Source organism: Erythrobacter sp. A6_0 (assembly GCF_017744235.1).
In the GTDB taxonomy this organism is placed as follows: Bacteria; Pseudomonadota; Alphaproteobacteria; order Sphingomonadales; family Sphingomonadaceae; genus Qipengyuania.
The window spans coordinates 142,806-167,214 of the sequence record NZ_JAGHQR010000003.1; the positions used below are offsets into that span (position 1 = coordinate 142,806).

Annotated in this window: 23 protein-coding genes; 14 read left to right on the forward strand and 9 right to left on the reverse strand. The window is 65.0% G+C overall.

The genetic code is table 11. The annotated features are described in order from the left end of the window. Positions 1–79 precede the first annotated feature (79 nt). The gene (locus J7347_RS09545) at positions 80–697 is read left to right on the forward strand and encodes a hypothetical protein (RefSeq protein WP_209161842.1); all 618 of its coding nucleotides are present in this window, start codon (positions 80–82) and stop codon (positions 695–697) included. 51 nt (positions 698–748) lie between these two features. On the opposite strand, the gene J7347_RS09550 is transcribed toward J7347_RS09545, so the two are convergent. After that, positions 749–2,275 carry a helicase HerA-like domain-containing protein gene (locus J7347_RS09550; protein ID WP_209161843.1) on the reverse strand — a complete coding sequence of 509 codons (1,527 nt, stop codon included), beginning with the start codon at positions 2,273–2,275 and terminating at the stop codon, positions 749–751. Between the two features lie 78 nt (positions 2,276–2,353). Here J7347_RS09550 and pabB point away from each other — a divergent pair, with 78 nt between their 5' ends. The 5 genes from pabB to J7347_RS09575 all read left to right on the forward strand — a co-directional run bounded on the left by pabB (position 2,354) and on the right by J7347_RS09575 (position 6,317). Then, positions 2,354–4,195 carry an aminodeoxychorismate synthase component I gene (gene pabB, locus J7347_RS09555; RefSeq protein WP_209161844.1) on the forward strand — a complete coding sequence of 614 codons (1,842 nt, stop codon included), beginning with the start codon at positions 2,354–2,356 and terminating at the stop codon, positions 4,193–4,195. Next, a complete protein-coding gene (locus J7347_RS09560) occupies positions 4,192–4,863 on the forward strand; it encodes an RNA pseudouridine synthase (protein ID WP_209161845.1) in 672 nt (223 codons plus the stop codon). The genes pabB and J7347_RS09560 overlap by 4 nt, the downstream gene beginning before the upstream one ends. After that, on the forward strand, positions 4,863–5,267 hold the full coding sequence (arfB, locus tag J7347_RS09565) for an alternative ribosome rescue aminoacyl-tRNA hydrolase ArfB (RefSeq protein WP_209161846.1): 405 nt from the start codon (positions 4,863–4,865) through the stop codon (positions 5,265–5,267). Before J7347_RS09560 ends, arfB begins: the two co-directional genes overlap by 1 nt. A gap of 148 nt (positions 5,268–5,415) precedes the next feature. Beyond that, positions 5,416–5,583, forward strand: coding sequence for a 50S ribosomal protein L33 (rpmG, locus tag J7347_RS09570; RefSeq protein WP_067682697.1), 168 nt, complete (start codon positions 5,416–5,418; stop codon positions 5,581–5,583). A 74-nt stretch (positions 5,584–5,657) separates the two neighbouring features. Next, the gene (locus tag J7347_RS09575) at positions 5,658–6,317 is read left to right on the forward strand and encodes an outer membrane lipoprotein carrier protein LolA (protein WP_067682855.1); all 660 of its coding nucleotides are present in this window, start codon (positions 5,658–5,660) and stop codon (positions 6,315–6,317) included. Positions 6,318–6,535: 218 nt separating this feature from the next. Here J7347_RS09575 and J7347_RS09580 read toward each other — a convergent pair whose 3' ends face one another. Continuing rightward, on the reverse strand, positions 6,536–7,969 hold the full coding sequence (locus J7347_RS09580; protein WP_067682700.1) for an alkaline phosphatase: 1,434 nt from the start codon (positions 7,967–7,969) through the stop codon (positions 6,536–6,538). Between the two features lie 103 nt (positions 7,970–8,072). Between J7347_RS09580 and xth the strand changes: the two genes are divergently transcribed. Together xth and ribA are read left to right on the forward strand one after the other, a co-directional pair. After that, entirely contained in the window at positions 8,073–8,882 is an 810-nt protein-coding gene (gene xth / locus J7347_RS09585; protein WP_209161847.1) for an exodeoxyribonuclease III, read from the forward strand. Further along, the gene (gene ribA / locus J7347_RS09590; RefSeq protein ID WP_245174023.1) at positions 8,879–9,949 is read left to right on the forward strand and encodes a GTP cyclohydrolase II; all 1,071 of its coding nucleotides are present in this window, start codon (positions 8,879–8,881) and stop codon (positions 9,947–9,949) included. The genes xth and ribA overlap by 4 nt, the downstream gene beginning before the upstream one ends. A gap of 12 nt (positions 9,950–9,961) precedes the next feature. Here ribA and J7347_RS09595 read toward each other — a convergent pair whose 3' ends face one another. Then, positions 9,962–10,897 (reverse strand): right-handed parallel beta-helix repeat-containing protein, encoded by a 936-nt coding sequence (locus tag J7347_RS09595; protein WP_209161849.1) that lies wholly within the window; start codon positions 10,895–10,897, stop codon positions 9,962–9,964. Positions 10,898–10,961: 64 nt separating this feature from the next. Then, complete coding sequence (gene recQ, locus J7347_RS09600; protein WP_209161850.1) at positions 10,962–12,785, reverse strand: DNA helicase RecQ; 1,824 nt, start codon at positions 12,783–12,785, stop codon at positions 10,962–10,964. Between the two features lie 155 nt (positions 12,786–12,940). Here recQ and J7347_RS09605 point away from each other — a divergent pair, with 155 nt between their 5' ends. Genes J7347_RS09605 through phhA form a run of 5 tightly spaced genes read left to right on the forward strand, consistent with a single transcriptional unit; the run spans position 12,941 to position 16,625 of the window. Next, positions 12,941–13,282, forward strand: coding sequence for a hypothetical protein (locus J7347_RS09605; RefSeq protein WP_209161851.1), 342 nt, complete (start codon positions 12,941–12,943; stop codon positions 13,280–13,282). A gap of 4 nt (positions 13,283–13,286) precedes the next feature. Next, positions 13,287–13,565 carry a hypothetical protein gene (locus J7347_RS09610; protein WP_209161852.1) on the forward strand — a complete coding sequence of 93 codons (279 nt, stop codon included), beginning with the start codon at positions 13,287–13,289 and terminating at the stop codon, positions 13,563–13,565. A gap of 2 nt (positions 13,566–13,567) precedes the next feature. Further along, positions 13,568–14,770 carry an acyl-CoA dehydrogenase family protein gene (locus tag J7347_RS09615; protein ID WP_067682712.1) on the forward strand — a complete coding sequence of 401 codons (1,203 nt, stop codon included), beginning with the start codon at positions 13,568–13,570 and terminating at the stop codon, positions 14,768–14,770. Positions 14,771–14,784: 14 nt separating this feature from the next. After that, positions 14,785–15,639, forward strand: coding sequence for a MaoC family dehydratase N-terminal domain-containing protein (locus tag J7347_RS09620; RefSeq protein ID WP_209161853.1), 855 nt, complete (start codon positions 14,785–14,787; stop codon positions 15,637–15,639). 44 nt (positions 15,640–15,683) lie between these two features. Further along, positions 15,684–16,625, forward strand: coding sequence for a phenylalanine 4-monooxygenase (phhA, locus tag J7347_RS09625; protein WP_245173990.1), 942 nt, complete (start codon positions 15,684–15,686; stop codon positions 16,623–16,625). A gap of 404 nt (positions 16,626–17,029) precedes the next feature. On the opposite strand, the gene J7347_RS09630 is transcribed toward phhA, so the two are convergent. From J7347_RS09630 to J7347_RS09650, 5 genes are all read right to left on the reverse strand, one after another. Continuing rightward, positions 17,030–17,272, reverse strand: coding sequence for a hypothetical protein (locus J7347_RS09630; protein ID WP_067682720.1), 243 nt, complete (start codon positions 17,270–17,272; stop codon positions 17,030–17,032). A 75-nt stretch (positions 17,273–17,347) separates the two neighbouring features. Further along, positions 17,348–17,602, reverse strand: coding sequence for a GlsB/YeaQ/YmgE family stress response membrane protein (locus J7347_RS09635; protein ID WP_067682722.1), 255 nt, complete (start codon positions 17,600–17,602; stop codon positions 17,348–17,350). 148 nt (positions 17,603–17,750) lie between these two features. Continuing rightward, the gene (locus tag J7347_RS09640; RefSeq protein ID WP_067682724.1) at positions 17,751–18,560 is read right to left on the reverse strand and encodes an undecaprenyl-diphosphate phosphatase; all 810 of its coding nucleotides are present in this window, start codon (positions 18,558–18,560) and stop codon (positions 17,751–17,753) included. A gap of 76 nt (positions 18,561–18,636) precedes the next feature. Then, positions 18,637–20,817: a M13 family metallopeptidase gene (locus tag J7347_RS09645; protein ID WP_209161854.1), complete on the reverse strand. Its 2,181-nt coding sequence runs from the start codon at positions 20,815–20,817 to the stop codon at positions 18,637–18,639. A 158-nt stretch (positions 20,818–20,975) separates the two neighbouring features. Then, a complete protein-coding gene (locus J7347_RS09650; RefSeq protein WP_245173991.1) occupies positions 20,976–22,823 on the reverse strand; it encodes an ABC transporter transmembrane domain-containing protein in 1,848 nt (615 codons plus the stop codon). A 165-nt stretch (positions 22,824–22,988) separates the two neighbouring features. On the opposite strand from J7347_RS09650, the gene phaZ reads away from it, so the two are divergent. Further along, complete coding sequence (gene phaZ, locus J7347_RS09655) at positions 22,989–24,209, forward strand: polyhydroxyalkanoate depolymerase (RefSeq protein WP_209161855.1); 1,221 nt, start codon at positions 22,989–22,991, stop codon at positions 24,207–24,209. Positions 24,210–24,409: the final 200 nt, after the last annotated feature.

The following is a 24,409-nucleotide window of genomic DNA, read 5'->3' on the forward strand; positions in this document are numbered from 1 at the left end:
GAATGGGCGGGGCCGCTCTGGCGCCACCCGGCCTATCCGCCGGATCGATTTCCCGGCGCCGATTGCAGGAGCGCGTCCGATGAAACCTACGATACTCACCCTGTCCCTCTCCGCCGTGGCACTCGCCGGTGGCGGTGTCGCCATCGCCCAGGAGCGGGCTGCCGAGCGAGCGCAAGCGCCGCGAGATGCAGAGCATACGATCACTCTTGCCGCCATGCAGCAACGCGGCGAGCGGATTTTCGCGCGAATGGACGCGAATGGCGATGGCGAAGTCTCACGCGCCGAAATGCAGTCCGCCCGCGAAGCGCGGCTCGAACGACGCCAGGAACGGCGTGAAGCGCGACGGAATGCTCGCCAGGCGTCAGGGAAGACCGATCGCTTCGCCATGCTCGATTTGGATGGCAGTGGCGGCCTGTCGCAGGAGGAAATGGCCACCGCGCGGGCGCAGCGCGGGGATCGAACCGGCACCGAAACGGCTACGCGACCGGCCCGCAGGGCCGCGATGCGCATGGGTAAGGCGCGCACAATGCTGCGCGCTGCCGATGCCGACGGCAATCGCGCCGTGACCCGCGCCGAATTCGACGCCGCCCTCATGCAGCGCTTTAGCCGTCTGGACGCCGACAATGACGGGACAGTGACTGCTGCCGAACGCAAGGCAGCTCGCGAAAGCATGCGCCAGCGCCGCTCGCAGGGCTGACGATAAAGCGCTGACTACCGTGAGCGGGCGGCTCTGTGAAGCTCGCCCGTTCTAGCGCATCAAGCCGCCGATGATGTTGCGCACGAAGGCGGTCGCGCCGGTGCGGATCGGGTCGGCGCTGGATTTCTTGCCCAGCACGCTCGCCACCACGACCGAGGAGAGCGAGCCCGCCGCCGCAGTCGCCGCGGCCTTGCCTGCCCTGCCCCAGAGCGAGGTCGACTTGCGCTCCCGCTTCGCGACCTCCTTGCGTCCCTTCTCTTCCACCTCTGCCGCCGTCGCGGCGGCATCGGCGGCCTTTTGCGCCAGCACCTCCTCCGCGCTCTCGCGGTCGACCGCCTCGTCATATTTTCCGTCGAGCGGGCTCACCGAATTGACGATCGCGCGCTCCTTCGCCGTGACCGGCGCGAGCCTCGAATGGGGCGGCGCGATCAGCGTGCGCTGGACCACGGTGGGCGCGCCGTCCGCATCGAGTGTGGAGACCAGCGCCTCGCCCACTTTCAATTCGGTAATCGCCTGTTCGACATCGAGATCGCGATTGATCCGGAACGTTTCCGCCGCGGCCCTGATCGCCCGCTTGTCGCGCGGCGTGAACGCCCTCAGCGCATGCTGGACACGATTGCCGAGCTGGCCCGCGATCTTTTCGGGAATGTCGATCGGGTTCTGCGTCACGAAATAGACGCCCACCCCTTTCGACCGGATCAGGCGCACGACCTGTTCGATCGCGTCTTCCAGCGCGGGCGGCGCATCGTCGAACAGGAGATGCGCCTCGTCGAAGAAGAAGACGAGCACGGGTTTCTCTGGATCACCCACCTCGGGCAGCGCCTCAAACAATTCGGCCAGCAGCCAGAACAGGAAGGTGGCGTAAAGCTTGGGGCTGCGCATCAATCTGTCGGCGGCGAGCACATTGATCGTCCCGCGCCCCTGTTCGTCCACGCCAAGGAAATCGGCGATCTCCAGCGCGGGTTCGCCGAAAAATTGGTCCGCCCCCTGCGCCTCGAAGCTCAGAAGTTGGCGCTGGATCGCGCCGACGCTGGCCTTGGTGACATTGCCATAGCGCGCGGACAAGTCCTTCGCGTTTGCTGCCGTATGCGCCAGCATGGCCTGGAGATCGCCCAGGTCGAGCAGCAGCAGGCCCTGTTCGTCGGCATGCCGAAACACGATCTGCAACACGCCTTCCTGCGTGTCGTTGAGATCAAGCAGGCGCGCGAGCAGCAATGGCCCCATCTCGCTCACCGTGGTGCGGATCGGGAAGCCCTGCTCGCCGAACAGATCCCAGAACACCGCCGCATTGTCGCGATATTGGAGCGGACCGATCCCCAGTTCCTCGGCGCGCGCCTCCAGCTTGTCGGCATGTTTGAATTGCGGGCTGCCCGCCATCGATATGCCGGACAGATCGCCCTTCACATCGGCGAGGAAGACCGGCACGCCGCGCGTGGAGAAGCTTTCGGCAAGGCCCTGCAACGTCACGGTCTTGCCTGTGCCGGTGGCACCCGCGATCAGGCCGTGGCGATTGGCGCGGTCGAGGCGCAGCACCTGGCGCGATCCATCGCCGCCCAGTCCGAGGAAGATATCGTCCATGACACGAAGGTTTCGCCGCGCGCCGCGCGCGGGTCAAGCGTCTCGACAGGACAGCGCACCTTGCTAAAGGACAGCGCGATGACTGCGCGCCCACCCATGGTCCTGCTCGACTCCATGACGAGAGGGGGCGTGCAAGCCGATCCCGTGGCAGACGCGCTGCTTTACGAAAGCCCCCACCGGGTCTTCGTCGCGCGCACACCCGACATGGTCGAAAATGCGTTGGTGGAGGCGGATGCCGCGCGGATCGCTACCGGAAAATCGCTGGCGGGCTATATCGCGTACGAAGCGGGCCTTGCGCTCGAACCGCGCCTGGCGCCACTTGCCGCCGCGCGCAGCGGAGGCGCCGGACCGCTCGTCTGGCTCGGCCTGTTCGACGATCCGCGCCGTATCCCGGCGGGCGAGGTCGCCGGTTTTCTGGCCGAGCGCGCCGATGAAAAAGGCGATGCAGGCCGCGCCGGCATCGGTCCGCTCGACCCGCAGATTTCTCCGGGCGCCTACGAACAGGCCTTCGCCGACCTGCAAGACGCGATCCGGGCGGGCGATATCTATCAGGCCAACCTCACCTTCCCCTTGGCGGGCGGGTTCACCGGCGATCCGCTGGCGCTTTACGCCGCGCTGCGCCCGGCGGCCCAGGCGGCTTATGGCGGGCTGGTGTTCGATGGCGCGCACTGGCTGCTCAGCCTCTCGCCCGAGCTCTTCGTCGCTCTGAAAGACACGGAGGCGCGAACCAAGCCGATGAAGGGCACGCGCCCACGTGGATCGGACGCGGACAGCGATGCCGCGCTGCGCGACGAATTGGCGGAGTCCGAAAAGGACAAGGCCGAGAATCTGATGATCGTCGATCTTTTGCGGAACGACCTCGCCCGGGTGGCGGAACCGGGCAGCGTGAGCGTCGACAAGGCCTTCGCCATCGAAACCTATCCCACCGTGCACCAGATGGTGAGCACGGTGCGCGCTCGGCTTGCCCCGGAAAAGGGCGCGATGGATCTCGTGCGCGCGCTCTTCCCCTGCGGATCGATCACCGGCGCGCCCAAAATCCGCGCGATGGAATTGATCGACGCGGTCGAGCGCGATGCGCGCGGACCCTATTGCGGCGCGATCGGACGGATCGATGCAGACGGAAACGCGGCCTTCAACGTCGCGATCCGGACTCTGCGCCTGACAGAGATCGAGAATGGGCGCGGCAAGGCAGTGCTGGGCGTGGGCGGCGCAATCGTGGCAGATAGCGACAGCCAGGTCGAATGGCGCGAGGCAGTGCTGAAAGGCGGATTCGCCCGCGCCTCTTCGCCAGAGCTGACCGCGCCGAATTTCGACCTTATCGAAACCATGCTGTTCACGCCCGACAGGGGCGTTGCGCTGCTCGAACTTCATCTCGAACGCGCGAAGGAAAGCGCGCGCGTGCTGGGCCTGTCCTTCGACCGGCACGAGGCGAGAAATCAGATCCAGGCGCTCACCTTCGATCTCGACGCGCCGCACAAGGTGCGCCTTCGGATCGCGCGCGGCGGAGCGATCGCGCTGGAGGCGGGGCCGGTGCCGCATCAGCCGGAGCACCCGGCGCGCTGTATCCTGCTGCCTCTACCCGTCGATCCGGGCGATTGGCGGCTGCGCCACAAGACATCCGATCGCGGCTTTTACGAGGATGCCCGCATGGTCGCGCTCGACATGGGCGCGGACGAAGCGCTGTTCCTGCGCGATGACGGCCAGGTGACCGAAGGCTCTATCGCCAACCTGTTCGTGGAGCGGGACGGTATCCTGCTGACCCCGCCGCTCTCGCTCGGCCTGCTGCCCGGCGTATTGCGACGCTCGCTGATCGAACAGGGCCGGGCGAAGGAAGCCGAACTGACTGTGGCGGACCTCGCTGGCGGGTTCTGGCTCGGCAATGCGGTGCGCGGATTATGGCGAGCGGAATTGACCGAATGACACAGATGCGAATCCTCTACGAAGACGGCGAAGCGCTCGTCATAGACAAGCCCGCCGGGCTTCCGATCGAGCGCCCCCGCCGCGGCGGCAAAAGCCTCGACGATCATCTCGACGGGCTGAAGCTCGGCTTCCAGCGCCTGCCGCTGCCCGTCCACCGGCTCGATACCGACACCAGCGGCTGCCTCCTCCTCGCGCGCAATCCCAAGGCGCACAAGCGCTTCGCCCGCGCTTTCGAGGAGCGGTTGGTCCAGAAACGCTATCTGGGCGTGCTTGCCGGCATCCCGAATGGCGAGGAAGGGACGATCGAATTGTCGCTTTCCAAGATCAGCAGCGCGGAGAAGGGCTGGCGGATGATCGCGGCGAAGAAGGGCAAGCCGTCGGTCACGCACTGGCGGGTGCTCACCGTGCAGGACGGGCGCGCTCTGATCGAATTCCGGCCGGAAACCGGACGCACGCACCAGATCCGTATTCACTGCGAGGCGGGCCTCGGCCTGCCGCTGCTCGGCGATCCGGTCTACGGGAACGGCGCGACCAAGGGTGACGCGCCGCGCACCATGCTCCACGCAGCGGGGCTGACGGTCTTGCGCGAAGGCAAGACTCCGATCGAAGCGGTCGCGCCGCTTCCGGCGGATTTCGCCGCGCTCGGATTTGCCGATACGGCCGCATAATGGGCAAGATCGCCGATCGCGCGCTGGAGATCGCGGAGGAGAAATTCATCGCCTCCTCCGGCCCCGGTGGGCAGAACGTCAACAAGGTGGCGACGGCGGTGCAATTGCGAGTCGATGTGTTCCGCATCGGCCTGCCGCCCGAAGCGTTCGAGCGTTTGAAGGACATCGCCGGCAGCAAGCTGACCAAGAACGGCGAGATCGTCCTGACGGCCAACGAATATCGCACGCAGGACCAGAACCGCGAAGCCGCGCGCGAACGGCTCACCATGCTGCTGCGCGAGGCGCTGACACCGCCCAAGCGCCGTGCCAAGAGCCGGGTCAACCGGGTAGGCAAGGTGAAACGCCTGAAAGCCAAGAAGGAACGCGGCGCGGTCAAGGCCAAGCGCGGCAAGGTGGATTGGTAGCAGGACCGCCGGTTCGCACCCGCCCGCTTGACTTTTCCCCGGGAATCACCCAATGGCCCCGGCCTGACCGGCGGCGTTGCGGCGTCGCCCTTTGTTTTTGGCCTGTCGGAAAATCCGGCGGCCCCATCGAAAGCTTTAGGAACACGCCATGGCGAAGCCTGCCACCGTCAAGATCAAGCTCGTCTCGACCGCCGATACGGGCTTCTATTACGTGACGAAGAAGAACCCGCGCAACATCACGGAAAAGATGACCTTCCGCAAATACGATCCCGTCGCGCGCAAGCACGTCGAATTCAAGGAAGCGAAGATCAAGTAAGCGCGTATTTCGATGAACGGGGGGAACGCCTCCAGTTCAGTGGTGGTTCAATGCTCCGACCCTATCAACGGAGCATGACCCAAGTGCATTCGAAAACGAAACAGCTTGCCGCCGCCCTGACGCTTGCCGTCGGCGCCGCGGTTCCTCTCGCCATGATCGCCGCTCCGGCCCCCGCAGTCGCGGCGGCCGGCGATCTCGACAAGGCGGTGGCCGCCCTGCGCGGCATATCGACCATGAAGGCGAACTTCACGCAGACCGACCGGTCCGGCCAGACCATGGCAGGCCAGCTGACGCTGAAGCGGCCCGGCAAGATCCGCTTCGATTACGGCAAGAGCGCGCCGATGCTCGTCGTCTCGAACGGCAAGAGCCTCTATCTGGTCGATTACGACGTCAAACAGGTCGAACGCTGGCCGATCAGCAGTTCGCCGCTTGGTGCCTTGCTCGATCCCAGTCGTGACGTGAAGCGGTATGGCAAGCTGGTTCCGACCAGCCATTCGGGTGTCGTCAGCGTCGAGGTCCGCGATCCCAAGCGGCCTGAATTCGGCGTCATCACGCTGATCTTCCAGCGCGACGCGGCCTCGCCCGGCGGCTTGAAGCTGACGCACTGGGTTGCGCTCGATGCGCAGAACAACCGCACCACCGTTCGGCTGAGCAATCACCGCTACGGCATGTCGGTGGCGGACAGCGCATTCACCTTTTCCGACCCGCGCAAATCGTCCCGTCGGCCCCGGTAAACGGATGGGCGATGGACCGGCCTTCCGGTGCGTCCACCGGATGGCGAATGTTCATCCTTCAGCAAGCCCGACAGGCCTAAAACTTAATTCACAGGACGGATGAAGACGGGTTCCCCCCTGTTGCCCAGATCTTCACAGATGTCCGTTCTGTCCAAGCGTGACGAACGCAAGAAGGAACCCTCGTGCCAATGCCCCCGGCACGAGGGTTTTTTGTTGGATTATTCCCAGCCGAACGCTTTGCGGATGATGTCGTAGATCCGGTTCTGTTCGATCACGCCGCGTGCGCGCTCGGCACCGGGGCCCTGGGCGTAGAGGGCGACATCCTCGCCGCCATGGGTTTCCGATCCCATCGGCACGAGCGCCTGCTGGCGGGCCATCACGCCCGTTTCGGGAACGCCACGCTCGCCCTTCACCGCACCGGGACCATTGGCGTAGCCGAGCGTGGTGTAGGGCTTGCCGTCCGATGCCAGCGAGGGGCCATCGCCCGTATCGCCATCCTCCCCGCCGCCTTCGGGCGGGTGGACGAGGCCGAGGATGTCGTTCCCGCGCCGGGGATAGCCCGCAATGGTGAAGACGTGGCTGTGATCGGCAGTCACCATGATCAGCGTTTCTTCCGGATCGGTGTTGTCGATCGCGTATTGGATCGCACGCGCGAATTCGACCGCCTCTTCAAGCGCATAGCCCGCCTGGCCCGCATGGTGGCCGTGATCGATTCGCCCGCCTTCGACCATCAGGTAATACCCCTGCGGATCGGACCGGAGCCGTGCGATCGCCGTGGCGGTCAGATCGGTCAGGGTCGGCTCGGTCGTATCCGGCTTGCGATCGACCATGTAGGTCATGTGGCTTGGCGAAAAGAGGCCGAGCACGGGGCGGTTCGCGGGCGCGGCGGCCAGTTCGTCCGCCGTGCGCACATAGCTGCCGCCGGTGCGCGCCGCCCAGTCGCGCGGCAGGTCGCCATCTGCCGCCATGCGCTGGCCGCTTCCGTCCGCGCCGAAGAACGCTGCGCGCCCGCCGCCCAGCGCCAGATCGAAATCGCTCTCGACCAATTGCAGCGCGATATCGCGGCACATCTGGCCGCGTTGGCCTTCGGGAATGCCGATATCGGCTTCCCAATTGCGATCGACGCTGCGGGCATAGACCGAAGCGGGCGTCGCATGGGTGATCCGCGCGGTGCTGACGATCCCGAGTGCGAGTCCCCGCCGCTTCACTTCTTCGCCCAGCAGCGGCAGTTCATGCCCCCGCCCGCTGGCGCAATCGCCGGTGATGGCTTCCGGCCCCATGCCGAGCATGCCGATCTTGGTCTTCACGCCCGAATGCATCGCCGTGGCGGTGCCCGCGCTATCGGGGGTCTGCGCGTTGGTGTTGTAAGTCTTTACCAGCGCGACATTCTCGAAATTTTCGAACGGGAGCACATGCTCCTCGCCCGATTTGCCGAGCTTCTGCCCTGCGTAGATGCGCGCGGCGGTGATCGTGGAAATCCCCATCCCGTCACCGATGAAGAGAATGACGTTCTTTGCCTTGGCCTCCGTCTGCGCCGGAGCCACCGGAGAGGCCGACGCGACGGGAGCCGTCGACCCTTGCGTGGTGGCGCACGCCCCCAGAGCCAACGTGAAAACGCAAGCGGCCAGCGCGGTTTTGCGGCGAAACGCCATCCTCAATCTCCTCACACCTGTATGGCTTCGCCCTAGGTGACATTCGCGTGTGGCGAAACGGTGAAACTTGCCCCCCGCGCGGCGTATGCCTAAGTCGCGCCCCATGGCCTCCCCGAACCTCTCCGTCGCGACCTGGAACATCAACTCGGTGCGCCTGCGCATGCCGATCGTCGAACGGTTCCTGACCGAGCAGGCACCCGACGTGCTCTGCCTGCAGGAGATCAAATGCCAGGAGGACCAGTTCCCCTACGAAGCGTTCCGCGCCCTCGGTTACGAGCATTTCGCCGTGCACGGCCAGAAGGGCTACCACGGCGTCGCCACAGTGGCGAAAGTGCCGATCCGCGATTTTTCCAAGCATGACTGGCAGGACAATGGCGAAGCGCGCCATATTGGGGTGGAACTGACCGATCCCGCACATCAGGGGATGATCGTCGAAAACGTCTACGTGCCTGCGGGCGGCGACATTCCCGATCGCGAGCAGAATGTGAAATTCGGCCAGAAGCTCGACTTCTTCGAGCGGATGACGCGCTGGGCCGATACGGTCGACCGCCCCACGCTGATCGTGGGCGATTTCAACGTCGCCCCGCTCGAAAGCGACGTCTGGAGCCACAAGCAATTGCTGAAGGTGGTCAGCCACACGCCCGTAGAGGTCGAGACGCTGCAACGCTTCATGGACGCACATGGCTGGGCCGATATCGGGCGCCAGCATATCGCCGCGCCGGAACGCTATTACAGCTGGTGGAGCTATCGTTCCAAGGACTGGAAGGTGAACGATCGCGGGCGCCGGCTCGACCATATGTGGGCGAGCCCCGAATTGGCCGCGCAGAGCGTGGGCCATCACGTCCACGAAAACGCTCGCGATTGGGAAAAGCCGAGCGATCACGTGCCCCTCGTCACGGAATTCGCGCTCTGAGCGAGGCCGCCCCTTCTCCGCGTCGCGCGGCGCAGGGCGTCGATGCGCTGCGCCATGGCTGGCCGATCCATCTGGACGGCGGGCCGGTCCTGCAGCCGATCGAGACCTGTTACGACGATGCGATCGCGTCCGAAACGCTGCTGATTTCCGCCAGCCGCGCCGGTACTCTGAAACTCGCCAATCAGCGCGACGCGGCCATTCCCGGCGAGCCGGTGCTGCTGCGCGGGGCCGAGCGGTTCTCGCGTGATGCCGCGCTGGCGGTGGCGGATCCCGCGCTCGATCTGGCGCGGCCGATGAAGGGGCCGTTCAAGGCGCTGCCGCATGATGATTGGGCGGACCAGGCGCGCGCCGCGCTGGACCTGGCGCGGATCGCAGGCATCCTTCCCGCCTTTCTGGTCGCTCCCGAAGGGGCGGAGCCACCGGTCGCGCTGACGCTGGCCGATGCGCGCGCCTATGCCGATCCGGCCAACCTCATCGTCGCTTCTCGCGCGCGCCTGCCCGTCGAAGCGTTCGAGAATGCGGAGATCGTCGCCTTTCGCAGCCCCGCCGATACGCGGGAGCATGTCGCGCTGATCTTGGGCCAGCGACGATCCGACACGCCGCCGCTGGTGCGCCTGCATTCGGAGTGCCTGACCGGCGACGTCCTCGGCAGCCTCAAATGCGATTGCGGCCCACAACTGGACGCCGCGCTCCATGCGATGGCGGACGAGACGAAGAGTGAGGGCTGGGGCGTATTGCTCTATATGCGGCAGGAAGGGCGCGGGATCGGCCTCGTCAACAAACTGCGCGCCTATGCCCTGCAGGATCAGGGGCACGATACGGTCGATGCCAACACGCGCTTGGGCCTGCCCGACGAAGCGCGTGATTTCCCGACCGCTGCGCGCATCCTCGACCTGCTGCGGGTGCCGAGCATCCGGCTGATGACGAACAATCCCGCAAAGGTCGCGGCGCTGGAAGCCGAGGGCGTGACGGTTACCGAACGCGTTCCCCACGCCCTGCCCGACAATCCGCATAACGCCCACTACCTCGCCACCAAACGCGACCGGGCTGGGCATTTGCTGCCGTAGGGAAGCCGAAGCCTACCGCCGTTCGAACGGCTTCAGGCCGGCGCCCAGTTCGTTATTTCCGATGTCAAGCCGGTCGCCCGTCCAGTCGGCGACGAAGGCCGGGCTGCGGCTGAGACCGGGAGCGAGGCGCGCGTCGTTGTCCGCAATGACCAGCCCGTCGGATGAATAATTCGCCTGTTCCGCGCCCACCGCGATGAAGGCGGACCAGTTCTCCTTGTCGCGCCCTTGGACGAACCAGTTGCGCACGATCCGGCCATTGCCGCCATTGGGCAGGTCGATCATGTAATTGGTGCCGCGCCCATTCGCATCGTCGAAGCTGGAATCCTCCACGATCGTGCGCGCCGCGCGGCTCTTCACGTAATGCCCGCCCGTGCCCGCTTCGAAACGGCTGCGCGTGACGGCAGTCTCGCCGATCTCGCCGGTATAGATCGAATGCGCGCAGCCCCCATCGCCCTCGCAGGTGCCGAGGCGGGTGAAGGTCGATTTGTCGATGCGCAGGCGGATGTCCGGATCGTGCGCGGTGAGGATGCCCTGCTCGCTGTCGCGGAACCAGCTTTGCGTGACGGCCAGCTCTCCGCTTTCGAGGCGAATGCCTGCCCCGTTGCGATCGGGCACGGCGATGTCGGAGAAGACCAGGCCGATCACCGTCGCACTGTCGCCGCCGAGCACGAGCGCGCCCTTGCCCTCGCAGGCGACCCCCGAAAGCGCGGATTTGCCCGGCTGCGATGCGCGGTAGGTTATCCGGCCGGCGCGCTGGACTGCACATTCGTTATAGGTGCCGGGCGCGAACACGACCGTCCCCTCGCCCCCGCCGATCGCATCGACCGCGCCCTGTAGCGAGGCGTAGCCACGCCCTGTCTCGGCAACGGTAAAAGGCGCGCTTTGCTGAGCGGCGAGCGGGAGGGTGGTGGCCGCGAGCGCAGCGACGAGGAGAGAGCGCGTTTTCATGGGCGCGATCCTAGCGCACTCCCCCTTACCGGCACCATAATTTCGGCAGGCGTATCAGTTCGCGTCAGTTCGCGAGAATGCAGCGCAGGAAACGATCTCCATACGCTTCCAGCTTCTTGGCGCCCACGCCGCCGATCTGGCCGAGCCGCGCAAGCGTGTCGGGCCGGGCCAGCGCCATTTCGCGCAGGGTGGAATCGTGGAAGATGACATAGGGCGGCACGCCCGCTTCCTCGGCCAGTTCCTTGCGCAGGGCCCGCAGCGCTTCGAACAGGGGATTGCCGACCGGATTGGGCGTGCCATCGCCGCCGCGCCGGCCCGAGCGGCGTTCGCGCTTCGGCGGCACCACGATCGCCACCTCGCGCTCCCCCTTAAGGATTTCGCGCGCGCCCGCGCCCAGCGCCAGCCCGCCGTGATCGTTTGCAACGAGGTGGCCATGGGCCTGCAAGGCGCGTGCAACCGGCTTCAGGAGCACCGCCTCCTCGCCGGAGACGATCCCGAACACCGACAGGTTGTCGTGCCCGCGCTGGCGGATGCGATCGTCGGGCGATCCGGTGAGCACTTTCGTCAGATGCCCCATCCCGAAGCTCTGTCCGGTGCGATACACGGCGGACAGGAGCTTGCGCGCCAGTTCGGTCGCATCGGTGACGCCGGGCGCGTCGAGGCAATTGTCGCAATTGCCGCATTTTTCGGGCGGGTCCTCGCCGAAATGCCGCAGCAGGATCGCGCGGCGGCATTGCGCGGTTTCGACGAGGCCTGCGAGCGCGTCGAGGCGCTGGCGTTCCGCCGGGCGGCGATCCTCCGGCACTTCCTCCAGCCGGGCACGCGCGGTGGCGAAATCGCTCGCCCCCCACAGCATCACCGCGCCCGCCGGATCGCCGTCACGCCCCGCGCGGCCGGTTTCCTGGTAATAGGCCTCGATCGACTTCGGCACGCCGACATGGGCCACGAAGCGCACGTCGGGCTTGTCGATTCCCATTCCGAACGCGATCGTGGCGACGATCACCATATCCTCGCTGGCGACGAAGCGCGCCTGATTGTCCGCGCGCTCCTCCGCCGGAAGCCCGGCGTGATAGGGCAGGACGGGGCGTCCGGTCGCGCTGGCGAGCTTTTCGGCGATATCCTCCACCTTGCGGCGCGTGGGCGCATAGACGATGCCGGGGCCGGGGCGATCCTGCATGATAGCGGCGATCTGGCGCACTGGATTGTCGCGCGGGGTAATCGCATATCGGATATTGGGCCGGTCGAACCCGGCGAGAACGAGCCCGTCTTCCGGAATGCCGAGCTGCGCCATCACGTCCGCGCGGGTTTGCCGGTCGGCAGTGGCGGTCAGCGCCAGGCGCGGGACATCCGGAAACGCGTCCATCATCGGGCGCAGCATGCGATAGTCGGGGCGGAAATCGTGGCCCCATTCGCTAACGCAATGCGCCTCATCCACGGCGAACAGAGACAGCGGCGCCGCGCTCAACAGCTCGCGGAAATGCGGCTGGCTGGCGCGTTCGGGCGCGACATAGAGCAGGTCCAGCTCGCCCGCGCGGAACGCGTCCTGCGTCTCGCGCCAGTCGGCATCGGCGCTGGTGAGCGTGGCGGCGCGGATCCCGTTGGCGCGCGCGCTGCGCAATTGATCGTGCATCAGCGCGATCAGCGGGCTGACGACCACGCAGGTGCCGCGCAGCATGGTGGCGGGCAATTGATAGGTCAAAGACTTGCCCGCGCCCGTGGGCATCACTGCCAGCGTCGATCGGCCCGCCAGCACGCGTTCGACCACCGCAGACTGTTTCCCGCGAAAATCGTCGAATCCGAAGGTGCGGCGCAGTTCGGCGCGCGCTTCGTCGAGCTTCCTGTCCAGCGCATCCGTGCTGGGGCGATCCGGGGCGAGAAGGTCGTCCATCGGCCCCGCCCTGCCAGAGATCGCCGCACGCGCGAAGGGCCGAGCGGGTCTTTTCGGCCATTTTCCCCTTGCCCCCGCTGCGCCGGGAGGGCTTAACCCCAGACAGCCCTGGTATCGCGGCGCATCGCCCGATGCCCGATTTTTTGGAGACAGAAATGAAGTTCCGCACGCCCGCCCGCAAATACGCTCTGGTCGCCGCCGTCATCGCCGCCCCGCTCGCGCTTGCCGCCTGCAGCGATTCGGACGATGCGGCTTATGAAACCGATACCGAAACGGTCGAGATCGAAGCCAACGAAGCGCTCGAGAACGTCGATGCCATGCCGGTCGAGGACCCCCAAGCCTCCATGCCCGATCCCGTGGTCCCCAGCACAACTCAGACCGTCGATCCCGAAGCTGCCGCCGCCGCCGAGGCTGCGCGTCAGCAGACCCTGCAGGATGAAGGCGACGATGCCGCCGCCACCGCCGCTGCGGCGATGGATGCGATGAACGAGGAGTAAGTCGATGCGCGCCGCGCTCGCCCTCCTTGCGATCGGGACGGTTCCCGTCACCGCCTGCAGCCCGTCGGACAACGATCCGGGCCCCGGCGGCGTGACGGTGGGCGAAGCGCGCGCGCTCGACGAAGCGGCGGAAATGATAGAGCAGCGCCGCATTCCCGCCGACGTGCTGGCCGAAAAGGAGCTGGCAAGCGAAAGCGCGGCCAGCGAAGCCACGGCGGGGGAAAATGCGGCAGGCGCAACCGCTGGAAACGAACCGAATACGGGCCAGAATACGGGAGAATAAGAATGAACGCACCGGCCACCAAGCCCGCCCCCGCCCGCAATCCGGGCATGGATGCGGACACCTTCGCCCAGTTCCACGAACAGCTCGAACGCTATGTGCGCGAACGGCTGATCCCGGCGGAAAAGGACGTGATCGAAAACGATCGCGTGCCCGACGATATTCTCGATGAAATGAAGGACATGGGCCTGTTCGGCCTCTCCGTGCCCGAAGATCACGGCGGCGCCGGGCTGAACATGACGCAATACGCCAAGATCGTGAAGACGATGAGCTATGCCGCGCCCGCCTTCCGCTCGATCTTCTCGATCAATATCGGGATGTTCAATTCCGCCTTGAAGAATGGCGGGACCGAGGCGCAGCAGAACGAATGGTGGCCGCGCATCGCGGGCGGGGAAATCGCCTGCTTCGGCCTAACCGAGCCCGGCTCGGGGTCCGATTCGGCGGCGATGGCGACCACGGCGAAGCCCGATCCCGACGGGAATGGCTGGATCCTCAACGGATCGAAACGCTACATCACCAATGCGCCCCATGCCGATGTCGCCCTCATCATGGCGCGCACCGAAAAGGATGCGCTGCCCAAGAACGCGCATGTCAGCGCCTTCATCGTGCCCATGGACACGCCCGGCGTTTCCGTGGGCAGCCCGGACAAGAAGATGGGCCAGGCCGGATCGCATATCGCCGACGTGATGCTCGACGACGTGCATGTTCCGGGCGATGCGCTGCTTGGCGGAGAGACCGGCCAGGGCTTCCGCTTCGCCATGATGAGCCTCGACAATGGGCGCATCTCGGTGGGCGCGGCCAGCACCGGCTATGCGCGCCGCGCGCTCGATTCCGCGCTTCGTTATGCCAATGAACGCAAGGCGTTTGGCGAGCCGATCGCGAATTTCCAGCTGATCCAGCAGATGCTCGCCGAAAGCGAGACGGAGATCTACGCCGCCGAATGCATGATGGCGGACGTGACCGCGCGCGCCGATGCGGGCGAAAGCACGATCAAGCAGGCCGCCGCCTTCAAGGTGTTCGCATCCGAAATGTGCGGCCGCGTGGTCGATCGGGTGGTGCAGATCTATGGCGGTGCGGGCTATCTGGCGGAATACGATGCCGAACGCTTCTTCCGCGACGCGCGCATCTATCGCATCTACGAAGGCACCACCCAGATCCTGCAATTGCAGATCGCCAAGCATATGCTGCGCGAATACGCGGCATTGTGAGGCGCGACTGAGCGGTGGAGAATTTCGCCGACTGGATCGGGCGCGAGCAACGATCCGCCGATCGATTGGACCCGGCGCTCGCGGAGCGCTGGTGTGCCACCTTCGATCGCGATGCACCTTTGGGCGAGGCGATGCCGCAGGGGATCCATTTTTGCCTCTGCACGCCCGAGGCGCGCACGGCGCAATTGGGCGAGGATGGGCACCCCGCGCGCGACGACAGCCCGGCGAGCTTCCTTCCCCCCATTCCGCTCCCGCGCCGGATGTGGGCGGGCAGCGCGATCCGCTTTCATGCGCCGCTGGCAGTGGGCGCAAAGGTGGAGCGCGTGAGCCGCATCGCCTCCATCACCGATAAATCCGGCAGTCGCGGCCAAATGGTGTTCGTCGAGGTCGAGCATGAAACCGCAGCGGACGGCGAGCTGGCGGTCAGCGAGACGCAGACGCTGGTCTACCTCGAAGCGCTGGCTAGCGACGCGCCGCTTTCGCCGCCCGAATCTGGCTCCGACAGCTTCGATCCGGGCGATTGGGACGCGCACCGCCCAATGCGGCCCGATCCGCGCCTGCTGTTCCGCTATTCCGCGCTCACCTTCAACACGCACCGCATCCATTACGACGCGCCTTATGCGCGCGATGTCGAGCGGTATCGCGGCCTGGTGGTGCACGGCCCGCTGACCGCCAGCCTGCTGTTGCAGCTTGCCGCCGAACGATACGGCGAGAACCGGTTGGCGAGTTTCCGCTTTCGTGGGCTCAGCCCGGCAATCGCCGGCGAGCCGCTGCATCTGGTCATGCGCGCGGAAGGCGGTGCCATCGAACTGGCGGCCTTCGCTCAGGATGGGCGGCAGATCACGCAGGCGAGTGCCGAGATCGCCTGACGCAGGATTTGGCATTCGCCGCGTAAACGCTTACATCGTGCGGCATGGCTACACTTGCTGAACCCCCGCAGGATTTCACCTCGCTTCCCGAAATGCCCGAAGGGGTGTTTACCGCGCCGCTGAAGCGGCCCGAGCATCTGGGTGAGGACTGGCTGGAACCCAAGCAGACCGAATACGATTCAGACAACGATGCGATCTGGAACGATCTGTTCGCGCGCCAGATGGAGGTGTTGCCGGGCCGCGCGGCGAGCGCGTTCATGCAGGGTCTTGAAAAGCTCGACCTCGGTCGGGGCGGCGTGCCCGATTTCGGCGATCTGAGCGCGGAACTGGACACGCTGACGGGGTGGAGCGTGGTGCCGGTCCCGATGCTGATTCCGGATCACATCTTCTTCTGGCATCTGGCCAATCGGCGCTTCCCTGCGGGCAATTTCATCCGCACGCGCGAGACGTTCGATTATATTCAGGAACCCGACGTCTTCCATGACGTGTTCGGCCATGTCCCGATGCTCACCGATCCGATCTTCGCCGATTACATGCAGGAATATGGCAAGGCCGGCTGGAAGGCGATGCGCCACAACCGGTTGAAGGCGCTGGGCTCGCTGTATTGGTATACGGTCGAATTCGGCCTGTTGCAGGAAGCGCCCGGCGATATCCGCGCCTATGGGGCGGGCATCCTCTCGGGGCCGACCGAAGTGATTTACGCGGTGGAGGCCGAGAGCCCCAATCGCATCATGCTCAACGTCGATCGCGTCATGCGCACCGACTATGTGATCGACGATCTGCAGCCGACCTATTTCGTGATCGACAGCTTCGAGGATCTCTACCACCAGACGGTGGAGCGCGATTTCGACCGGTTGTACCGCAATCTCGATCCCGGCTTCACCTACGCCAACACCGCCGTGATCGACGTGGACGACGTGCTGCATCAGGGCACGCTGGAATACACGCTGAGAGGCGGACGAGGGAGCGGCGCGAAGGCTGTTTGATTTAGATATTGTCTTTCGAAGCCACCTCCGTGGCTTCTTCCTCGGTGCTGTTCCTCCCGTCGGTCGGGCACCTGCGGGGCGGGCGCTTGCCCTTGCGGTCCGCTGGTCGCGGACCGGGCCATTCCCGACCTACAGGCTTGGTGGCCGAGCTCGGACCCGAAAGGGTCCGCAAGCGCGACTGCGCGCCCGCAGCGCCGTCAGGCGCGAGGAAATCGCGAGCGCGGACGCGCTTGCGGAAAACAAAAACGCTCGGACCCGAAAGGGTCCGCAAGGGCGACCGCCCGCCCGCAGCGCCGTCAGGCGCGAGGACATCGCGCGCCGGATGGCGTGCGGAAAACAAAACGCAAAACAAAGAAGGCTCCGGATCGCTCCGGAGCCTTTCTCGTCATTTCGGAAAACCGGACTTACGGGGTGTCCATATCGTCGGCGGTTTCTTCCATCTGCTCTTCCATGGCATCGGTCTGGTCGTCCATGGCATCGGCCTGCTCATCGGTGATCTCACCCGAGGCTTCCATGTCGTTGACCATCGCGTCGCGATTGTCTTCCATGGTTTCGGCCTGATCTTCCATGGCGTTTTCCTGCGGGCTGTCGCAGGCGGCGACGCTCAGACCGAGCGCGGCGATGGATGCAATAGCAATCTTTTTCATTTCTCTTCCCCTTGTTGATGGAGCCATCGGCCTAGCGGCCTGAGCTCCGTTTGGTAAGCTTCGAAGGATAATTTTCTACCCGGCGACGCGCTGTCGCGCCACATCCGCGATACCGATCGCTACGACCGCGCCGATCACGGCCCACAACAGATCGTAGGCGCCGATCCCGGCGAGAAGGTTGGCATTGCCGAGCACGGCGCTTGCCACGAGCGCGCCGACGATGCCGGCACCCGCCATTGTAAGAATCGCGCCGCGATCTTCGCGTCTCAACAAGATGGAGCCGAGCCAGCCGAGAACGGCACCGACGACGACCAGAATGATGAGACCCATGACAGGTAATCCGAGTTGCTTATGGGTAGCTCAAGCGCCGCTGAACGGATCGGTTCCCGATTACGGCAGGATTTTGGCGGCAAAGCCGCTTTCATTTCCGGACTGTGGCGAAAAGACCACTCCTCGCACCGCCATTTTTGCCCCCGGATCAGGCGATCCCGAAAAACCACACTGCAACCAGACCAAGCGCGATACGATACCATGCAAAGGGCGAGAAGCCGTGCTTGGACACGTATGCGACGAAAGCGCGGATAACTGCCAGCGCCACCAGGAAGGCGGCGAGGAAGCCCAGCGCGATTTCACTCCACCCGATCGCCGCCTCGCCTGCCAAAAGGGCCGGTTCGTCGAGGATCTTGACCGTAGCTGCGCCCAGCATGGTCGGCACGGCGAGGAAGAAGCTGAATTCTGCAGCCGTCTTGCGTCCCACACCCATGGCCAGAGCGCCCATAATGGTCGCTGCCGAGCGGCTGGTACCGGGCACCATCGCGAGGCACTGGACGAGGCCGATCGTGAGGCAGGATTTCCACGAAAGGGCTGCCACCCCGTGATCGGGGCGGGCGGGAATGATCTTTTCCAGTACCAGGATCGCAATCCCGCCCACGATCAGCGCTCCTGCCACCACCAACGGACTTTCCAGCATCACATCGATTGCATCTTTCGCGAGCAGACCGATCACTGCGGCGGGCAGAAATCCCAGGAGAATATTGCGCACGAAACGCACCGACTGCGCTTCTCCCCGAAGAAGGCCGGTGCCCATCGACCAGAACAGCGACCAATAGCTCACCACGACCGCCAGGATCGCGCCAAGCTGGATCACGATGTTGAATTGCCGCCACTGAGCCGGATCGTAACCGAAAAACCCCTGCGCCAGAATCAGATGCCCGGTCGATGAAACGGGCAGGAACTCGGTCAGACCTTCGAGGATGCCGAGCAGGATAGCGGTAAGGGTGGTGGACATTAATGCCCCCAAGACAAAAGGGGGCGGCAAGTCAAGCGACCTGCCGCCCCCTTGGGACTCGAAATGACGTTGGCGATCAGAAGATCGTGATGCGCTGTTCGGGCGGCAGATACATTTCGTCTTCCGGAGTCACGTTGAAGGCATCGTACCACGCGTCCATATTGCGCACGACGCCGTTGACGCGGAATTCTTCGGGGCTGTGCGGATCGGTGCGCAGGCGCTGGCGGGCCGCATCCTCGCGCTGCTGTGAACGCCAAACCTGCGCCCAGGCGAGGAAGAAGCGCTGATCTCCGGTCAAGCCGTCGATCACCTTGTCCTCTTCACCGTTCAGATGCAGCTTGTAGGCGCGATAGGCGAGCGCCAAGCCGCCGAGATCGCCGATATTCTCGCCCAACGTCAGACGCCCGTTCAAGCAGGTTTCCCCATCGTCGAGCGGGCAGAACGAATTATACTGTTCGACCAGCGCATTGCCGCGCGCATCGAAGGCTTCGCGATCGGCATCGGTCCACCAATTGCGCAGCATGCCCGTGCCGTCGGACTTCGAACCCTGATCGTCGAAACCATGGCCGATCTCGTGCCCGATCACGCCGCCGATCCCGCCGTAATTCACCGCCGGATCGGCCGTGATGCCGAAGAACGGCTGCTGCAGGATGCCCGCCGGAAACACGATCTCGTTCTTGGTCGGATTGTAATAGGCGTTCACTGTCTGCGGCAGCATGCCCCATTCGGTGCGATCGATCGGCCCGCCGAGCTTGGATAGCATATCGTCATACTGCCACTGCGCCGCCGCCATGCGGTTGGCGAGCGGGCCATCGGCGTCGATAGCCAGCGTGTCGTAGGTCTCCAGCTCGTCGCGATAGCCGATCTTGGGATCGAAGGCATCGAGCTTGGCCATGGCTTCCTTTTTGGTCGCCGGGCTCATCCACTCGATATCGTCGATGCTCTGGGCGACCGCCTTGCGCAAATTCGCGACCAGATCGACCATCGCGGCCTTGTTTTCAGCCGGGAAATACCGCTCGACATAGGACGCGCCGACCAGCTCGCCGAGCAGGCCTTCGGTCTCGTCGATCGAACGCTTCCAGCGCGGGCGCTGTTCGGGCGTGCCGTTCAGCGTGGTGCCGTAAAAAGCGAACTGCGCGTCATCGAGCGCACTCGGAAGAACCGCCGCGTTCGAATTGAGGAAGCCCTTGACCGTCCATGCCTGCAGGACGTCCAGCGGAGTCGCCTGGACGAGCGCCATCATCGCGGGCGTGCCGCCACCGATCTTGGCAAGCGTCGCTTCGTCGAGGCCGAGTTCCTGCGCACGCGCATCGCTGGGCGGCAGGTCGGAAACGATGAAGCGATCCGTGTCGGCGAAGCCCGATGTGGTCAGCATCGCGTCGATCGGGAAATCGCCTGCCATGCTGCGCAATTCGGCAGGCGTCAGTGCGTTGTAGGTCAGATCCCGATTGCGGCGCGTGGCGCGATCCCAGGTGACAGTGCGCGCGATCTGGTCTTCGAAATCATAGACCTGCTGCGCCATCGCGGCGGCGTTCTGATATCCGGCCTGTTCGTACAGGAAGGTCAGATAGTCGCGATATTTGGCCTGGATAGCCTGGCCCTTCTCGCTGGTGTCGAGATAATAGTCGCGGTCGGGAAGGCCGAGCCCGCCCGAACCGAGATAGACCGAATAGCGCGTCGGCTCCTTGGCATCGACCGAGACATAGCCGCCGAGCGGGCTGGAATAGCCGGGCTTGGACCACAACGTCACCAATTCTGCCAGGTCGTCCGTCCCGCGGATCGCGTCGAGATAGGGCTGCGCCGGGGCGAGGCCTGCGGCATCGATGGCGGCCCGGTCGTTATAGGCGTTATAGGCGGCGACGATGCGGCGCTCGTCTGCCGACAGGCTGGCGGCATCGCGCGCGACCAGCTCATCGACGAGAGTCTTCACGTCGCTGGTCGATTTCTCGCGCAGCAGGTTGAACGCGCCGAAGCGGCTGTATTCCGGCGGCAGCGGATTGGCATCGAGCCATTTCTGGTTGGCGTAGGCGAAGAAGTCGTCACCTGGATCGATCGAGGGCGACAGGGTTTCCGGATCGAAGCCCCAGGTGCCGAAGCTCATGGTCGGCGTCGCGACGGCGGCACTGGATGCCTCGCCGTCTTCGACGTGGAAGGCTTCATGAACGCCCTCCATCTCATGCGCGTCCTGCGCGGCGGCGGGCACGGCGAGGGTCAGTGCAAGGACACTGGCCCCGGCGGAAAGAATATGGCGGATCATAAAGGCGACTCCCAAGAATGCGGACGAAATGTCCCGAAGGTCACCCGAACGGGTGAAGCGCCCCCGGTGCGACCCGTCAACGCCGTTCGTCGGAACGTAAGCTAGCTTGATAGAATGGCGCGGCTGAAAGCGGCCTGAACCGCCGGTTGCGCCGCCGATCAGGCGCTTTCCAGCCCGAACTGGAGCGAGGCGAGCCGGGCATAGAGCCCTTCGCCGGCGGAAAGCTGCGCATGCGTGCCCTGTTCCACGATCGCGCCGTCTTCCATCACCACGATCCGGTCCGCCGCGCGCACGGTGGCGAGGCGGTGGGCGATGACGAGCGTGGTGCGCTCTTTCATCAGGCGCTCCAGCGCGTCCTGCACCAACCGTTCGCTTTCCGCATCGAGCGCGCTGGTCGCCTCGTCCAAGAGCAGGATCGGCGCATCGCGCAACAAGGCACGCGCGATGGCGAGCCTTTGCTGCTGCCCACCCGACAGGCGTGTACCGTTTTCGCCCAGATACGTGTCGAGGCCGTTTGGCAATCGTTCGAGGAATTCGGCCGCATTGGCCGCACGCGCCGCGTCCCAGATCTGATCGTCGCTTGCCGCCCAGTTTCCGTAGCGCAGATTGTCGCGCGCATCGGCGCTGAACAGCACGCCGTCCTGCGGCACCATGGCGATCCGGTCGCGGATATCGGCGGGATCGGCGCTGGTCAGCGCAATCCCGTCGATCCGCACCGTGCCCGCCTGCGGATCGTAGAACCGCTCGGCCAGTTGGAAGATGGTCGATTTGCCCGCCCCGGATGGCCCGACGATGGCGACGGTTTCGCCCGGTTCGACTTCGAGGCTGAAATCCTTGAGCGCGGCGACGTCGGGCCGGGTCGGATAGCGGAAAGTGACGTTGCGGAACGACAGGCTGCCGCGCGGGGGCACGGGCAGCGGTTGCGGGCGCGCGGGCGGCGCGATGTCCGGCGTTTCCTCCAGCAATTCGCCCAGCCGGCTCGCCGCGCCCGCGCCGCGCAGCAGATCGCCATAAACCTCGGTCAGCGCGCCGAACGCGCCCGCGACCAGCCCGGCGGTAAGGACGAAGGCGGCGATGGTGCCGCCGGTGATCGTCCCTTCGCTCACCGCCGTGGCCCCGCGCCAGACCAGCAGCGTTATGCCTCCGAACACGAACAGGATCACGATCGCGGTCATCGCCGCGCGGATCGCGATGCGCCGCCGCGCCACGCCGAATGTGCGCTCCACCGCCGCCTGGAAGCGATCCGCCTCGCGCGTTTCCTGGTTGAAGCCCTGTACGATCTTCATCGCCGAGAGCACTTCGGTCACCATCGCGCCGATATCGGCCACTCGGTCCTGGCTGGTGCGGCTCACTTTGCGAAGACGGCGCCCGAAATAGGTGATCGGCACCACGATGGCGGGAATGATGAGGACGAGCCCTACGGTCAGGCCGGGGACGAGATAGAACAGATAGATCGTACCGCCGATCGCCATCAGCAGATTGCGCAGCGCCACGGAGACGGTGGTGCCCACAACCTGTTCGATCAGCGCGGTATCGCTGGTCATGCGGCTGGAGATTTCCTTCGGCGAGTTCTCCTCGTAAAAGGCGGGCGCGAGGCGCAGCAGGTTGCGATGGACGCGCAGTCGGATGTCCGCGACCACCCGCTCGCCCAGCCAGCTGACGAAATAGAACCTCATCGCCGTGCCCGCCGCGAGCACGGCCACGATCATCAGCAGATAGCGGAACCAGCGCCCGATATCCTGCGTATCCCCGCCGCCCGCGAAACCGCGATCGATCACCATCTTGAAGCCGGCGGGGATCGCCAGCGTGGCCGCCGCCGTGATTACCAGAGCAAGGCCCGCCAGCGCCAGATAGCCGGGATAGTTCGCAACCGCGGCATAAACGATGCGCAGCGGCTTGAGCGATCGCGCCTCGCCATTTTTGCCCGCGCTCTCGCCCCTGTCTTCGCTACGCGCACGACGGCCGAAACGGCGTTTGCGGGGCATTTCTCGCAGGGGTTCGTCCATGGGATTCCACCTAGGGCCCCACGCGGCGAAAATCCACTCGCCAAGGATAGCTTAACCCGCCTTTTGCGCATTGTGCGTTGCACACAAGGCATTCCATCGCCACGTTGCGCCTTTAAGAGATACGCGCCACCCAGAACGAAAACAGGCGCCCGCAGGGGAATCGCAATGCTGTACCAAGCCTACGAACTGCAACGCAGCTGGCTCTCGAGCGCCAGCGCCTGGGCCTCCATCGGCTCGGAGATGCTGAACAATCCGGCGCTGCCGATGGGCTATTTCGGCATGGGTCCGATGGCGGCGAGCGCGCTGGAAGTGTTCGCCCACGCCACCGCCACCTATGGCAAGCCCGCCTGGAACATCGAAACGGTCAAGGTCGATGGGAAAGCCCGCCCGGTCGAAGAAGCGACCGTCGTCAATCGTCCCTTCGGCGATCTGAAGCGCTTTCGCCGCGAAGGATTGCCGGAGGATGCGCCCAAGCTGCTGGTGGTCGCACCGATGAGCGGGCATTACGCCACCCTGCTGCGCGGCACGGTCGAACGGATGATCGAGAATTGCGAGGTCTATGTCACCGACTGGGCCGATGCGAAGACGGTGCCCTTGTCCGAAGGCCAGTTCGATCTCGACGATTATATCGACTACGTGATCGGCTTCCTCGAACATATCGGGCCGGACGCGCATGCGATGGCAGTGTGCCAGCCTTCCGTCCCGGTCTTCGCCGCCGTCGCGATCATGAACCGGGACGATCACTCCTGCACGCCCAGGACGCTCACCATGATGGGCGGGCCGATCGATACGCGCTGTTCGCCGACCACGGTCAACGATCTGGCCATGGAGCGGCCGATCGAGTGGTTCCGCCACAACGTCATCGCCACCGTGCCGATGCAGTATCGCGGCAGCGGGCGGCGCGTCTATCCCGGCTTCCTCCAGCTGGCGAGCTTCATGTCCATGAACCTCGGCAATCACATGCAAAGCCATTACGAGATGTTCAAGCATCTGACCGAAGGCGACGAGGCGAGCGCGCAGGCGACCAAGGATTTCTACGACGAATATCGCAGCGTCTGCGACATGACGGCGGAATTCTACCTTCAGACCGTAATCGAGGTGTTCCAGACCCACTCGCTGCCCAACGGCACTTACGAACACCGTGGCCGCCGTATCGATCTGGGCGACATCACCAAGACCGCCCTCCTCGCCATCGAAGGCGAGCGCGACGATATCTCCGGCCTAGGCCAGACCCGCGCCGCGCTGGAACTGACGCCGAATTTGGACGTGTCCAAGAAGCGCTACTACATGGCCGAGGGCGCCGGGCATTACGGCATCTTCAACGGCAGCAAATGGCGCGGAAAGATCGCTCCGGTCGTGGAGGAGTTTATCGCCGAGCATGGGTGAGGTCGTCGCGGCTTAAATAGCTGCTTCCGACCCATTTGGGACATCAGTGATCGACTTCCTGATAGCTAATTCTGACCCCCGAACTCTGTTCCGCCTGTTTGAACAGGCGTGACTTAGCTGCGTAGCGAATCAACAAGTGGTCAGACGTCAGCCATCTTTGCTCAGCCCAAGGGCCACCCCAATCACCAACTGCGGCTGCT